The organism is Hafnia alvei (assembly GCF_034424155.1).
Taxonomy (GTDB): Bacteria; Pseudomonadota; Gammaproteobacteria; order Enterobacterales; family Enterobacteriaceae; genus Hafnia; species Hafnia alvei.
Map to the genome: position 1 here is coordinate 4,469,761 of NZ_CP139992.1, position 15,072 is coordinate 4,484,832.

12 protein-coding genes and 1 pseudogene are annotated in these 15,072 nt (G+C 48.0%); 8 read left to right on the forward strand and 5 right to left on the reverse strand.

Annotation, left to right across the window (positions count from 1 at the left end):
- The first annotated feature begins 6 nt into the window (after window positions 1-6).
- From U0008_RS20655 to U0008_RS20665, 3 genes are read left to right on the forward strand one after another with little or no spacing between them, the layout of a single operon-like run.
- Window positions 7-531: a fimbrial protein gene (locus tag U0008_RS20655; RefSeq protein WP_043489622.1), complete on the forward strand. Its 525-nt coding sequence runs from the start codon at window positions 7-9 to the stop codon at window positions 529-531.
- Entirely contained in the window at window positions 531-1,064 is a 534-nt protein-coding gene (locus U0008_RS20660; protein WP_051874043.1) for a fimbrial protein, read from the forward strand. The genes U0008_RS20655 and U0008_RS20660 overlap by 1 nt, the downstream gene beginning before the upstream one ends.
- A complete protein-coding gene (locus U0008_RS20665) occupies window positions 1,064-1,771 on the forward strand; it encodes a fimbrial biogenesis chaperone (protein ID WP_051874044.1) in 708 nt (235 codons plus the stop codon). Before U0008_RS20660 ends, U0008_RS20665 begins: the two co-directional genes overlap by 1 nt.
- A 56-nt stretch (window positions 1,772-1,827) precedes the next feature.
- On the opposite strand, the gene U0008_RS20670 is transcribed toward U0008_RS20665, so the two are convergent.
- Window positions 1,828-3,141: a sodium-dependent transporter gene (locus tag U0008_RS20670; protein WP_043489623.1), complete on the reverse strand. Its 1,314-nt coding sequence runs from the start codon at window positions 3,139-3,141 to the stop codon at window positions 1,828-1,830.
- 307 nt (window positions 3,142-3,448) lie between these two features.
- Complete coding sequence (gene uspB / locus U0008_RS20675; protein ID WP_043489625.1) at window positions 3,449-3,784, reverse strand: universal stress protein UspB; 336 nt, start codon at window positions 3,782-3,784, stop codon at window positions 3,449-3,451.
- Window positions 3,785-4,570: 786 nt separating this feature from the next.
- On the opposite strand from uspB, the gene uspA reads away from it, so the two are divergent.
- The 3 genes from uspA (at window position 4,571) to gdhA (ending at window position 8,492) form a co-directional block, all read left to right on the forward strand.
- Window positions 4,571-5,008: a universal stress protein UspA gene (uspA, locus tag U0008_RS20680; protein WP_008815546.1), complete on the forward strand. Its 438-nt coding sequence runs from the start codon at window positions 4,571-4,573 to the stop codon at window positions 5,006-5,008.
- A 436-nt stretch (window positions 5,009-5,444) separates the two neighbouring features.
- Entirely contained in the window at window positions 5,445-6,923 is a 1,479-nt protein-coding gene (gene dtpB, locus U0008_RS20685) for a dipeptide/tripeptide permease DtpB (RefSeq protein ID WP_025799482.1), read from the forward strand.
- A 225-nt stretch (window positions 6,924-7,148) separates the two neighbouring features.
- Window positions 7,149-8,492, forward strand: a complete 1,344-nt coding sequence (gene gdhA, locus U0008_RS20690) for an NADP-specific glutamate dehydrogenase (protein WP_043489626.1) — start codon at window positions 7,149-7,151, stop codon at window positions 8,490-8,492.
- 117 nt (window positions 8,493-8,609) lie between these two features.
- On the opposite strand, the gene ampC is transcribed toward gdhA, so the two are convergent.
- Complete coding sequence (gene ampC / locus U0008_RS20695) at window positions 8,610-9,779, reverse strand: class C beta-lactamase (RefSeq protein WP_043489629.1); 1,170 nt, start codon at window positions 9,777-9,779, stop codon at window positions 8,610-8,612.
- 226 nt (window positions 9,780-10,005) lie between these two features.
- On the opposite strand from ampC, the pseudogene U0008_RS20700 reads away from it, so the two are divergent.
- Together U0008_RS20700 and gorA are read left to right on the forward strand one after the other, a co-directional pair.
- Window positions 10,006-10,872: pseudogene (locus U0008_RS20700) on the forward strand (LysR substrate-binding domain-containing protein).
- 207 nt (window positions 10,873-11,079) lie between these two features.
- Window positions 11,080-12,432: a glutathione-disulfide reductase gene (gene gorA / locus U0008_RS20705; protein WP_043489630.1), complete on the forward strand. Its 1,353-nt coding sequence runs from the start codon at window positions 11,080-11,082 to the stop codon at window positions 12,430-12,432.
- A gap of 87 nt (window positions 12,433-12,519) precedes the next feature.
- Here gorA and U0008_RS20710 read toward each other — a convergent pair whose 3' ends face one another.
- Both U0008_RS20710 and U0008_RS20715 read right to left on the reverse strand, forming a co-directional pair.
- The gene (locus U0008_RS20710; RefSeq protein WP_043489632.1) at window positions 12,520-13,149 is read right to left on the reverse strand and encodes a helix-turn-helix domain-containing protein; all 630 of its coding nucleotides are present in this window, start codon (window positions 13,147-13,149) and stop codon (window positions 12,520-12,522) included.
- 750 nt (window positions 13,150-13,899) lie between these two features.
- Window positions 13,900-14,796 carry a LysR family transcriptional regulator gene (locus tag U0008_RS20715; RefSeq protein WP_043489704.1) on the reverse strand — a complete coding sequence of 299 codons (897 nt, stop codon included), beginning with the start codon at window positions 14,794-14,796 and terminating at the stop codon, window positions 13,900-13,902.
- Between the last annotated feature and the right edge of the window lie 276 nt (window positions 14,797-15,072).

A 15,072-nucleotide genomic window follows, 5' to 3' on the forward strand; every position in this document is an offset into this window, starting at 1 on the left:
TAAACCATGCACAAATTCACTTTTATGTTACTGGCAATATTCTCAGCGCCTCTTTTCGCAGATCTTGGGCACGTTAACCTGATCATGACTGGCACGGTGCTACAGGAAAGCTGCGATATCAGCGCCGATACCAAAAACCAAACGGTGACCATTGGCTCGTTTTCATCGGCCGAATTTAAATCCGTGGGCAGCGTCACTACCGCCGTGCCATTTACTATTCAGCTCAACAAATGCTCGCCAAATATCAGCACCGCAGGCGTCACCTTTAACGGCACCCAGTTTGGCTCCGACCCCACCCAACTGGCGCTAACCGACACCAGCGGCAGCGGCGATTTAGCCGTCGGCGTGGTGGTGCAGGTGTTGGATAACAACGGGCCTATCGCCCTAAACAGCGTCAACGGCACGCGCTACGCGCTGCATCCGGGTGATAAAAATAAGCTGCCATTTTCATTACGTTATCAGGCCACACAGATACCGGTTAAGCCGGGGAATGGTTCTGCCGTTTTATATTTTTCAATGGACTACCAATAATGAAATCCAATACAGGCGTGTTTCATTATGGTTTATTGACGCTAATGATGGCTTCAGGCACCTGTTTAGCCTCCGATGACGGTAAAGGCACCATCAATATTATGGGCGATATCCACAACAATACCTGCGTGGTGGATACCACCGAGCTAAACGTCGATATGGGCAATGTGGCAACCAAACAGTTTTACCAGACGGGAAACGTGCCTCGGCCAGTGCTTTTTAATATAGCTCTCAAAGATTGCGGCCCAGATGTCAGCGGCGTTGCCGTGAAATTCACCGGCGAGTCTGCCGCAGCCAATAGCCCTCTGCTAAAACTCGATGCCTCTGCTGGCGCCGCTACGGGGGTAGGGATTTCCCTTATGGATAAGAACAAAACGCAGATCGCCATCAACGATAGCAGCAAAATTTATCCCCTTACTGCGAGTCAAGAAACGGCGAGGCTGGATTTTTACGCCCAATATTCGGCCTACACCCTACCGATAACCGCTGGTCCGGCAAGCGCTAGCGTCATCTTTACCATGACCTATCAATAATGAATATTTACGCTGTTTGGTGCATCTTTCCGTTGTTAATGTTTAGCTTCGCTGTTCAAGCCGGAGTGGTTATCGGCGGCACACGCTTTATCTACCCAGAGGCGGCGGACTCCATCTCATTTGAGGTTAAAAACACCAGTTCGGATACCTATTTAGTCAATACCAAAATTACCCAAGAGAGCGGCAGTGCTCCGTTTATCGCAACGCCGCCGTTATTTCCTATCTCTCCGGGTGATGCGAATAAAATCCGCATTGTTCGCACCGGTGGCAGTTTACCCAACGATCGTGAAAGCTTATTCCATCTGTATATCGCCGCGATCCCCTCAGGAAAAGCGCCCACAAACAGCCTACAGATTGCGGTGAAATCCCGCATGAAATTATTTTATCGGCCTGAAAACCTAAGAAAGGGCGCCGCAGAGGCTTGGCAAAAACTGGAATGGTCACAAACAAACAGAGAATGGCAGGTGAGAAATCTTTCGCCCTATTACATCACGCTCAGCCAGTTAAAGGTCAATAACCGCCCCAATAATGCCGTTATCATGCTCGCGCCCTTTGAACAGCAACGCTTTACGGGATGCGAAAAAAGCCAGCCATGCTCAATTTCATGGCGAAGTATCAATGATTACGGCGCATTAACGCCTGTCTGCCATGCTCAAATTAGCGGTGACAAACTTCGACCAAACTCATGTGAGACTAACGAGAAATAAGATGAGCCACGAACTAGGTCGTGGCTCATCTCAACAACAAGGTTATCCGCGCAGCCTTACATCAGCCCTCGCACCAAAATCACACCGATAAACAGCGGGCCAATGTAGCGCCAAGTGATACGCAGACTGGCACGCCAGAAAGGTGAAATATCCGTAGGCATCAGCGTTGCGGCACGCGGCGACCAGCCAAATACTAAGCAGATAATAATACCGAACAGCGGCATCATCAGATTCGAAGTTAAGAAATCCAGCACATCAAACAGCGTTTTACCACCCAGCGTAAAGCCGCTTAATTCACCGAACGATAAGGTCACAGGAATACCTGCCAGCATGATACTCGCGGTGATAATCAGGCTCGCATTGCGGCGCGACCAGCCCCAGCGCCCCTGAGTAAAGGCAACGATATTTTCCAGCAGAGAAATCGACGAAGACAGCGCAGCCACCAGCAACAGTAAGAAGAAGGCGACGGCCAATACGGCACCACCCGGCAAATGCGCGAAGAACACGGGCATGGTCATAAACGTCAATCCAGGGCCTGCGGCAGGGTCCAGACCCGCTGAGCTTAACGCAGGGAAGATCATCAAGCCCGCCAACACACAAACCAGACACGACAGCGTGACAACCCAAACGCTTGAGCGCGCAATGCCTTTGCTATCCGGCAAGTACGCTCCGTAGGTCACATGAATACCTAAGCCAATCGACAGTGAGAAAAACGCCAGCCCCAGCGCATCCAAAACACTTTTTCCGCTCATATGGCTAAAATCAGGGTATAAGAACAGCTTCAGCCCAGCGCTCGATCCAGGCAGCGTCATACCCACCACAATCAACACCAGCATAATTAAGAACAGCAGCGGCATCATGATCTTAACCGCTTTCTCAACGCCGCGCTGCACGCCGCCTAACACCACATAGCAGGTCAGCGCCGCAAACAGCAGGTGAGTGATTACCGGCAGAAACGGATTGCTAATGAAATCGGTAAACAGCGAATTCAGCTGGCTTGAGTCGGTAATATTCAGCTTGCCCGCCGCCGCCATGAACGTGTATCCCACCGTCCAACCGCCGACCACGCTATAAAAGCTGAAGATACACCATGAGCACGTCACGCCTAACACGCCAACCCAGCCCCAATGACGCCCTGCCAGCTGTTTAAATGCCTTTACCACGCCCTCGCGGGTATGGCTGCCCAGCAGCGTCTCCGCCATGAATACGGCCAGACCCAGCGTAAAACTGAACACCAAAAATACGATCAGAAACGCGCCGCCGCCGTTGGTGGCAGACACATAAGGGAATTTCCAAATAGCACCAATGCCAATCGCAGAGCCTGCGGCAGCCAAAATATGCCCAATTCGAGATGACCACTGCTGACTCATGCGAACCTCCGAGAGGAGGAAAAAATGCTGAACTTCATGTTGATGCTCCGGTGTTGAATAAATGCTGCCGGAGGGTGCTAGAAACAACAAGGCCGCCCTTCCGGCGGCCTTGTGAAATTTGAATGCGTGCAGGCCACCTAGATGATAAGGAGAAGGAGGCTGAGTTGGAGGTTAACTGCTTGCACGTTAGGATTTCCTAAAATTGAATACCTTTTCAAACTAATCAATGTGCATCGTGCCTGCAATCATTATTTTTCACTTTTACCTTTCGGCAACATCCCGTTGTGCCAAATGCTTCCCTCACTGGCTAATACCAAACGACCATGGCGCACAGGCTAACCACCACCAAACCGCATAGCCCGCTGGTTAAAATAAACTGTCGGCGTAGCCGTTCGCAGCGGCGAATAAACTCATCGTCATGGTGATCAAGATAGCGCTGAGCCTGAATATAACGCACCAAACGCACCTGTTTGCTCGGCTGTCCGTGCGAAGTAAAGAAACCACCGCCATCAACATATTGATAAAGCAGGGGATCGCAACCACGCAGAACCACCAGCAACGCACGCAACGAGGAGTAATAGCGCAGCATGTTAATCACGCACACAAAAAACAGCGCCCAAAAAAGCGCGACGGTATTAATCATGATCTCCTCCCGGCATCTTCTCTAGCTAAGCATCAGCGATGAGATAACGGTGCCTTTCAATTTTCTCGCCAGACAACCTTAGTCCAACAGGCATCATCAGACTAAACCACGATGGTTATTATCAACGTCGGCAGAATTACGCTTCACGCTCCGCAACAGTGCCCATTAATCAGTTTAGGAAAGGAACGGAAAAACGGTATGGGGATCACAGAATTAATTTAGCGGGCTAAGCGATAAAGCGCAGAATACGCTGGCGAATGATTTTACCTCGCGATTAATCCCTACAAGAAATCGGCCCAATAGAGATAAACCGAATAACAAAAGCAAAAAAAGGTGAAAATCTTTCTTCAGAAGATAAACAGCTCTTGCTTTACAGCCACGCTATCCTTATAAAAAACGGGTCTACTATTTTTAGTCACAGGCTAAAGCGCACGCTACAGAGTGCCCAATAAGACGATTTTTTCGCCGTTTACGCAGTTTTAACGTGTAAAACCGCGTCTTTTGTGACGAAAGCATGTTCAGCTTTAGCTCAAAAGAGTAAAACAATAGATAGAAGCAATATGTTAAGGATTTGAGTGACGAGTGTGAGCAAAACGACACCCTCGTGATCTATACCCGAAATGATTCGGGTTGCATTGAGGCAACGAGTAAACACAGCCAACAAAAATGCAGCCTGAAGTATGATGGGTATGAATGAATGCTAACATGCAGGCATGCAAGCGAAACTAGGTAGCGACACCCAATGCCTGCTACCCCGTTAACCGGCTTTATGGAAGGAGTAAACTTATGGCTTATAAACACATTCTGGTTGCTGTAGACCTTTCCCCAGAAAGTAACATCTTGGTTGAGAAAGCAGTATCTATGGCGCGCCCTTATGACGCTAAAGTTTCTCTGATTCACGTGGATGTTAACTATTCTGACCTGTACACCGGCCTAATTGACGTGAATCTGGGCGACATGCAGAAACGTATTTCTGACGAAACTCACCACGCCTTGACCGAGCTTTCTCAAAACGCAGGCTACCCAATTACCGAAACCCTGAGCGGCAGCGGCGATTTGGGTCAGGTACTGGTTGATGCTATTAAGAAATACGATATGGATTTGGTTCTGTGCGGACATCATCAGGATTTCTGGAGCAAGCTGATGTCTTCTGCGCGCCAATTGATCAACACCGTACACATCGACATGTTAATTGTTCCACTACGTGACGAAGACGAAGACTAACCTTTTCGCTCTTCTGCTCAATTAAGCTTTCAACGCCCGCTCTGCGGGCGTTTTTGTTTTTACCCTACCACCCCCTCCCAGCCTTCCCCTTCACAGGGTGATGGGCCGATCGAGATGCCTACAAGCATCACAGCACAGTTCCCTCCCCTGCCAAGGGGAGGGTTAGAGTGGGGTTATGCTTTCAGCTTCAGCTAAAAACTTAAGGTGGGGTCATTGAATTCTCTACAAAAAAACCACGAATCATCTTTTAAAGAGTGTGATCAACCACTAAGATCGCAATCAGTCCATACAATAATCTACATCATCACCAAAAATTGGCATTAACACGGCATCAAAACATATAAAAACGGAATTCTATTTCATCAGGGATGTATCTTCGGCAGTAGGCTCCGCGCATGCCTACACTTAATTAATCAATATTCGAAGGCGAACTAATATGAATAAGCCCGCCCCAGTCGGTTTATTGCAGCAACCTAAACCGTTTTTCATGATTTTCTTTGTTGAGCTATGGGAACGCTTTGGTTACTACGGCGTGCAAGGCATTCTGGCTGTTTTCTTCGTTAAACAGCTAGGCTTCTCACAGGAACAGGCCTTCATCACCTTCGGCGCATTTGCTGCTTTGGTTTATGGACTGATCTCCATCGGCGGCTACGTCGGCGACCATCTGCTTGGCACCAAACGAACCATGGTACTGGGCGCAATTGTCTTAGCGCTCGGCTACTTCATGACCGGTTTGTCACTGCATAAACCCGATATGATCTTTATCGCCCTCGGGACTATCGCGGTTGGTAACGGCCTGTTTAAAGCCAACCCGGCCAGCCTGCTATCAAAATGCTATCCGCCAAAAGATCCCCGCTTAGATGGCGCATTTACCCTGTTTTATATGTCTATCAATATCGGCTCGCTGCTGTCATTGTCACTGGCTCCGATTATTGCCGACAAATATGGCTACGCCGTGACCTATAACTTATGCGGCATTGGCTTAGTCGTGGCATTGCTGGTTTATTTCTGCTGCCGTGGCATGGTGCGTGACATCGGTTCAGAGCCTGATGCCAAACCAATGAACTTCAAAAACCTGCTGCTGGTGCTCATCGGCACCGTGGTTATGGTGTACGTTTGTGCATGGCTGATGCATAACGTCAAAGTTGCCAATATCGTGCTGATCGTGCTGTCGATCATCGTGATTTTCTTCTTCTTCCGTGAAGCGTTTAAGCAGAATAAAAGCGACCGCAACCGCATGTACGTGGCTTTCGTTTTAATGATTGAAGCCGTACTGTTTTACATTCTGTATGCCCAGATGCCGACCTCGCTGAACTTCTTTGCGATTAACAACGTGCACCATGAAATCCTGGGTATCGCAATTAACCCAGTCAGCTTCCAAGCACTAAACCCATTCTGGGTGGTCGTTGCCAGCCCGATTTTGGCATCGCTCTATACGCGTTTCGGCGCTAAAGGCAAAGACCTGACCATGCCTGCCAAATTTACGCTGGGTATGTTCCTGTGCTCGCTGGGCTTCCTAACTGCCGCAGCGGCTGGGCTCTGGTTTGCCGATGCGCAGGGTCTGACGTCTCCGTGGTTTATTGTGCTGGTTTATCTATTCCAAAGTCTGGGTGAGCTGATGATCAGCGCCTTAGGTTTAGCCATGGTGGCTGCGCTGGTACCTCAATATTTGATGGGCTTCATTCTTGGGATGTGGTTCCTGACTCAGGCCGCCGCCTTCCTGCTTGGTGGCTATGTGGCAACCTTTACCGCCGTACCTGAAGGTATTAGCGATCCGCTGCAAACCCTGCCAATTTATACTGGCGTATTCAGCAAAATCGGCATCGCCACCTTTGTTATCGCCATCATTATGGCCGCAATGGTGCCATGGCTAAACCGCATGATGAATACCCAACCGGAAAGCCAAAAAGCGTAAATACAGGTCTTTTCGTCATTTCCCCTAACGCCTCCATCTGGAGGCGTTTTTATTTGCTACGTGATAATAAATCGCTTGATTAAAAACCTATTCCTAGTGATATAGTCAAAACGCAAACACAAAACATAATTGCATTTATAACCATAAAAAACGCATAAAACATCAACTACACTTCCCCTAAATAATCCAAGTTGAAGGACTACGGGAAATAAGGAGTACCAAACTATGGAGCAGCTATTGTCTCTGGAAAACTTTCTCGCCAGCGTACAACAACGCGATCCCAACCAACCCGAATTCTTGCAGGCCGTGCGAGAAGTAATGACCACCCTGTGGCCATTTCTAGAGAAAAATCCACGCTATCGTGACGCCGCCCTGCTAGAACGCCTGATCGAGCCTGAACGTGTCATTCAGTTCCGCGTCACATGGGTTGACGATCGTGGACAGGTTCAGGTCAACCGCGCATGGCGCGTACAGTTTAGCTCGGCCATTGGGCCATTTAAGGGCGGAATGCGCTTCCATCCTTCAGTTAATCTGTCGATCCTGAAATTCCTTGGCTTTGAGCAAACGTTTAAAAACGCGCTTACCACGCTGCCGATGGGCGGGGGTAAAGGCGGGAGTGATTTCAATCCGAAAGGAAAAAGCGACGGCGAAATCATGCGCTTCTGCCAAGCCTTAATGACTGAACTGTATCGTCATTTAGGTGCCGACACCGACGTTCCGGCGGGTGATATCGGCGTGGGTGGGCGAGAAGTGGGCTTTATGGCTGGCATGATGAAAAAGCTGTCGAACAACACCGCATGCGTATTCACCGGTAAAGGGCTGTCGTTTGGCGGCAGTTTAATCCGGCCTGAAGCGACGGGCTATGGCCTGGTTTACTTCACCGACGCCATGCTAAAACGCCATGGTTTAGGCTTTGAAGGAATGAAGGTCGCGGTATCAGGCTCGGGGAACGTGGCTCAATACGCCATCGAGAAAGCAATGGAGCTGGGCGCGCGCGTCGTCACCGCTTCAGACTCTAACGGCACCGTAGTCGATGAAGCTGGCTTTACGCCGGAAAAACTGGCGCGTCTGTGCCAGATTAAATCTCAGCAGGATGGGCGCATTGCCGACTATGCCAAAGAGTTTGGCCTCACTTATCTTGAAGGCCAGCAGCCTTGGGGCATCAGCGTTGATATCGCTCTGCCTTGCGCCACCCAAAACGAACTGGATGCGCCAGCCGCACGTCTGTTGATCGCCAATGGTGTTAAAGCCGTGGCCGAAGGCGCAAATATGCCAACCACGATTGAAGCCACGGATCTCTTCCTTGAAGCGGGTGTTTTATTTGCGCCGGGTAAAGCGGCTAACGCCGGTGGCGTAGCAACATCTGGTTTAGAAATGGCGCAGAACGCGGCACGCATGGGTTGGAAGGCTGAGAAAGTGGATTTGCGCCTGCACCACATCATGCTAGATATTCACCAAGCCTGCGTGGAATATGGCGGTGAAGATAAACAAACTAACTATGTGCGCGGGGCGAATATTGCAGGCTTTGTGAAAGTCGCCGATGCCATGCTGGCGCAGGGTGTTTTATAAGGTTTTCTCAAGAAAGGTTTTCTCAAGAAGTTACCCCACCCTAGCCCTCCCCTTCGCAGGGGAGGGAACCGTTCGGTGATCTCTCCCTACCAAGGGGGGGCTGTATAACTGAACTGATTACTTCCCTTCCAACTCACTTAAGATTTTATACGCCACCGTTACACGCTGATCGATAGAGTAGTTCTTGTTCGCCAGCATCACGATACCCATCTTTTTAGCCGGAACAAATGCGATGTAGGCACCAAAACCATTGGTGGAACCGGTTTTGTTAATCCATACATTTTCCTGTGGTGGCAGCGGTGGAACAATCGGCGTAGCAACGCTTTTTGTCATCGCCATATCGTTGCCAGTGAGCAGATCCGGCAGAGATACCGGATATGGCAGCTGTTCCCACATCAGATCCTGAGTGATTTTGCCTGACTTGAAGTAACCGATATGCGTGTCGGTGAGCGCTTTTTGCAGCGTCGAATTTCCATCAAGTTTTAGCTGCCCCATATTGGCTTGCACATAGCGAATCAGGTCACTCGCATTGGTTCTAATGCCATAGGCTTCGTTGCCCAACACTTCCATATTAACGTGGATCGGCTCATTCTTTTTGTTATAGCCCCAAGCATAATTTTCCGCTTGGTCTGCTGGAACATTAAGATAGGTGTGCGTCATGCCCAACTTCGGAAGGAGCGTTTTCTCAATCGCATCTTCGTAAGTCATTCCCATGCTTTGCGCGGCAATCATGCCCAACAAGCCGGTACCAATATTGGAATAAACACGGTGAGTCCCCGCAGGATCGGCGGGTTTCCACGCTTTCAGATAAGCCATCAGCTGATCGGTGTTTTTCACTTCTTCAGGCATGAACAGCGCTAAACCTGTGGTATGCGTTCCCGCATTCAGCACGCTAATGTGATCGAAGCTGCTGCCGCGCAGTTCTGGAACATAATGGCTAATGCTTTTATCCAGCGATAACTTGCCGCTGACCTGTGCATAAGACGCCAGCGTCGCTGCAAAGGTTTTGCTCAGCGAGCCAACTTCAAATAGCGTGTTGTCCGTTACGGGCTGCTGGGGCTGTTTGGAGGCTAAGCCATAGTTATAAATATAATTTTTACCGTTCAGCGTAACTGCCACCGACATGCCCGGAATATTATTCTTCTGCATCAGCGGCTGGATCAGGCTATCAACGGTGTCTTTAATTTTGGCCTGATCCATTTCTGACGCCATGGCACCCTGAGCCGTTAAAGCCAGACAGGTAATCACGGATAACAACTTCAATGTGCTCTGCATTTTTTTACGCATATCAAATGACCTTTTAATCGGAGATATTTTGAATCTTGCACGCCTATCAGCATGCAAAAGAAAAAGTTTAGCGAAATAATCATTCACATGATGAACTGATGGCGCAACAGCACCAAACTCATCGTGGCGGCAGGAATATCCGCTATCACCCGTAGATTGACAAGCGAGATTAAATTCCCTTAGGGTAAAGAAAAACTTATAGCCAGCTTCTTAAAGGGCCATGATCATGCGTTCCCATCTCCCGCTTAACGCGCTGCGCGCCTTTGAAGCCTCTGCCCGCCACCTTAGTTTTACTCGTGCGGGACTGGAGCTCAGCGTGACGCAGGCAGCCGTTAGCCAGCAAGTGCGCACCCTTGAGGCGAGGTTAGGAACGCAGCTATTTAAACGCCTACCGCGAGGATTAGAACTCACCGATGAAGCTCATGTCTTAATGCCGGTGCTCAGCGAAGCGTTTAGCCAGATTGAGGCGGTGCTTAAACAGTTTGACGGCGGTCATTTTCATGAAGTGCTAACCGTCGCAGCAGTAGGCACTTTCGCCGTGGGCTGGCTGATGCCTCGCTTATAAAGTTTTAACGCTGACCATCCCTTTGTTGAGCTTAGACTGCTCACCAATAACAATCTGGTTAATTTAGCCGGAGAAGGCTTAGATTTTGCCATACGCTTTGGCAACGGCATGTGGCCCGCGACCCATAACGTTCGGCTATTTGATGCTCCCCTCAGCGTACTGTGTACTCCTAGCGTTGCTCAGCGATTAGAGCAGCCTCAAGATTTAGCCAAAGAAACGCTTATGCGCTCTTATCGAGCCGAAGAGTGGAACAACTGGTTTCTCGCGGCGGATATTGAGCCCATCAGAGTTAACGGGCCTATTTTCGATTCGTCACGCTTGATGGTTGAAGCTGCTATTCAGAATGGGGGCGTCGCGCTGGCTCCAGCCAAAATGTTCGAACACGAACTACAAAACGGCATATTAGTGAGCCCTTTTGATATCAGCGTTGAAGTCGGTAGCTATTGGCTAACGTGGCTGAAATCCAAACCCTTATCACCCGCCATGCAACAGTTCCAGCAATGGCTTGTGGCACAAGTCAACGAGTAGCGTTGTTAACATAACCATGACCAAACCGTGGCCTATCACAACCATAGACGCAACCTTTGCGGCAATAGCGTGAGTAGCGGTACACTCTAAGACAATTTTCTCACCGGCAGTGATTAGCTTTGCGCCGCCGGATATATACCCTAAATAATTCAAGTGGCATCGATGCGGCTTGAAGTATGACGGGGACACAACTCATGGAACTCCCTGATGACTAAACATTATGACTATCTCGCAATTGGCGGTGGCAGCGGCGGTATTGCTTCCATCAACCGTGCGGCCATGTATGGCCAAAAGTGTGCGCTGGTTGAAGCCAAGTATCTGGGCGGCACCTGCGTAAACGTGGGTTGTGTGCCGAAAAAAGTAATGTGGCACGCTGCACAAATCGCGGAAGTGATCCATCTGTATGGCCCTGACTATGGTTTTGATACCACGGTGAATAAGTTCGATTGGGGCAAACTGATCGAAAGCCGCACCGCCTATATCGACCGTATCCATCAGTCCTATGAACGTGGACTGGGCAACAATAAAGTGGATGTGATCCACGGCTTTGCCAAATTTATTGATGCGCATACCGTTGAAGTGAACGGCGAAACCATCACCGCCGATCATATCCTGATCGCAACCGGTGGCCGCCCTTCTCGCCCGAATATTCCAGGGGCAGAATACGGCATTAACTCCGATGGTTTCTTTGAATTAGATGCACTGCCAAAACGCGTGGCAGTGGTGGGTGCTGGCTATATCGCAGTAGAAATTGCCGGTGTGCTGAATGGTTTGGGCTCTGAAACCCATCTGTTCGTGCGTAAACACGCGCCTCTGCGTACCTTTGATCCAATGATCGTTGAAGCATTGGTTGAAGTGATGAACGCCGAAGGCCCGCAGTTGCACACCCAGTCAGTGCCAAAATCCGTGGTTAAAAATAGCGACGGTAGCCTGACGTTAACGCTGGAAAATGGCAAAACGTTTGAAGTTGACTGCCTGATTTGGGCCATTGGCCGTGAACCTGCCAACGACAATATCAACCTGAGCGCCGCGGGTGTCAAAACCAACGATAAAGGCTATATCACCGTTGATAAGTATCAGAATACCAACGTAAAAGGCATTTATGCCGTTGGTGATAACACCGGTGCCGTTGAGTTAACGCCGGTCGCCGTTGCTGCAGGCCGCCGCTTGTCTGAGCGTTTGTTTAACAACAAACCTGATGAGCATCTCGACTACAGCAATATTCCAACCGTAGTATTCAGCCATCCGCCAATTGGCACCGTTGGTTTAACTGAAGACCAGGCGAAAGAGCAGCATGGCGAAGACAACGTGAAGGTGTACAAATCCTCCTTCACCGCGATGTATACCGCTGTGACTCAGCACCGCCAACCGTGCCGCATGAAGCTGGTCTGCGTAGGTAAAGATGAGAAGATCGTTGGCATCCACGGTATTGGCTACGGCATGGATGAAATGCTACAGGGCTTTGCCGTTGCACTGAAAATGGGTGCAACCAAAAAAGACTTCGACAACACCGTGGCGATCCACCCAACAGGCTCGGAAGAGTTTGTAACTATGCGCTAATCATTGATGGCGCAGTAACAGAAAAGGCCGAAGATTTCTCTTCGGCCTTTTGTTTATCTTTCTCTCAGGCTTGATGTTATTGCACGATCACGAAATGTCGTGAATAAAGCTCAAAAAGTCGCTTTTACGCAGCAAAGATAGGCGCTCACGGAACTGACGCAGCTTGCTGTAGATCGACTTGTCCGCGGTATGTAGCTTGGCAGCGATACACTTCACACGCATGCCGCTCATCATGTCATCTAAGATCGTGAACGTTTCTTCAGTGACGCGACCCGGACCATTGGATGTCTGGAACGTATGCTGAACTTCTTGCGTCACAAAACGACCACCGCGCAGGACTTCCTGCACCGCTGATTCTACCGACTCAAGGGACGCTTTCTTGTTAATAAAACTTGCATTATCAATGAGTCGAATGAAATTCAGCGTATGCTCTGCCTGATTCGATGTCCAAAATACGGTGCGATAGGCATCATACGAACGTAAACCGGCCAGAGTACGAACCACCTGAAAAATAGATTGATTCAAGCTGTCTAAATCAACCATAACAATTTTGGCTCTATCAGAATCAATCACAGCCCCTTGGCCTAGAGGTGCAATTTTCTTCAATAGGCTTTTTACTCCCGCAGCAAACATAGGATCGTCAGATAAAATAGCGATCACCGCGTTATCAATATTAATGACTTCAAGCTCAGATGATGATGTGGATAATGAATTCATTTTTTATTACCTTAAATATCATCGGCAACACCACTGCGGGGTATCTTGCCTAGTAGTACATCCTTGTGATAACTCCAATCCGACGCTATGCAGCTGCAATATAAAATCAAGCAGTCATGAGATAAAAACGCAATAGGATGATTTTCAATATCATCTACAAATACCAAATGAGTGCCTTTCATCCCGTTACGTTTATTCAATCAAACGTAAACAGATAGAAAGTAAAGTGCATCGTAATTTAGGGAGGACTAATAACCAAGACATCCTCAATGCAGAATAACAGCAAGCTGAATATGATTCGGTATATCTTGGGTACAAGTTAGGCAGAAAGAAGACTCTTAACAATAACCGTGGGCGGAAATGCCTTTTGCACAAAACGAAATGTAGTCTTTTTGTGTCTGTCATGTAGGTGTACGAAAGCAAAAATCAGATTAAGAATATAGAAAAAATCATTTAATTTCATTTAGTTATTGAATTCTTTTAACATATGTTTGTTTTTTGATAGCTTTAAGCCTATTCACAGCACAACTTCAGTTATGTTACCTAGATCACAAAAAAAGCACTAAATGTTCAGAGTAAAACATGTATAGATATGCGATATTTTGCTTGCTAAACGCTAATAGTTCTCTATTGAAGAAATAAAAATGGATAACACTTTAGTTATCCATTTTTATATATGAACAAATAAATGTAATTTTAAGCAAAAAAAAGAATTTATAGGAATTAACTATCAGTTAATTCCTATTGTTTTTATTCGTGTAAAGCCCCAGCCTTAATTTTATTAATCAGGTTAACGATATTAACGTCCGTCGCTCTGCTCTTATGATAATGGGCATAAATGGTTCCCATCGGCTTCGCGTGTGGGAATTCGAGAACCTGCACATCAACCAATTTCTCAAATTCACGCGCAAAAGGTTGGCCACAAATCAGAATATAGTCTGTGGTAGCCGTCATCATCATCAAATTGAGTACCGAGGTGCTCGAGTAAATAGGCGCTTTGTTATGCGGATTCAGCACAATGTTATCTTCAAACAAAGATGGCCACATCGTTGGGCTTAAATACTCTTCCCGCTCAAGCTCCTGTAAGCTAAATCCAGCTTTAATTCGCGGGTGATCCTTGCGGCACATTACCACTGGCACCAGATCGAAAAGCGGCACATTGGTTATCATCCAATCTGCATATTTTTGCGGTGTAAAGCTAATGTCGATTTTGCGGGTACGTAGCCGAGTGATGTCTTTGGTCAAATCACCGTCATGGGTTTCATTCGTTAGGGCAACATCGTCAAAAGGATACCCTTGATGCTGCAATATGCTCGTCAAGTAATATTCAAGCATCGGGGACAAGCTCAGCTTCAAACGCGTCTGACGATTATCACCATTGCGCAGAGTGGTCGAAACACTCACCGCGCTCTGAATACTATTCAGAGCCAGCGCTAAATTGGGCGTAATGTTATAGGCCAGAGCGGTGGGTTCTAATCCTTTCTTCGTACGAATAAAAAGCGGATCGTTAAAACTATCACGCATTTTCTTGAGGGCACGACTAACCGACGCCGTTGAACTATTCAGCAGCTCTGCCGCTAAGGTGACACTGCGTGTATCCATCACCGTAAGAAAAATTCGGATAACGCTAACATCAATATCGAGCATGCCTTTACCTTGAATCGTTAGCTGAGGACGAATATAAATCAAAAACTATTTCCTATTCGTCTATACCCTAAATAATTTAAGTTGCTTGAAGGCTGCAAACCGGTAAATTCTTGTCGCCTCACCCAAGCCTGTGAATTGGTTGATTATGCATGGCCAACACACCTCTTACTAAGAGTTGAAAAATAGTAATTGAACGGTCTAATTATGCCATAACATACTGAATTGCACTCATTAAATAAAAAACCTGCCTCACAGATTCTTTGTTTAATTTTTAGC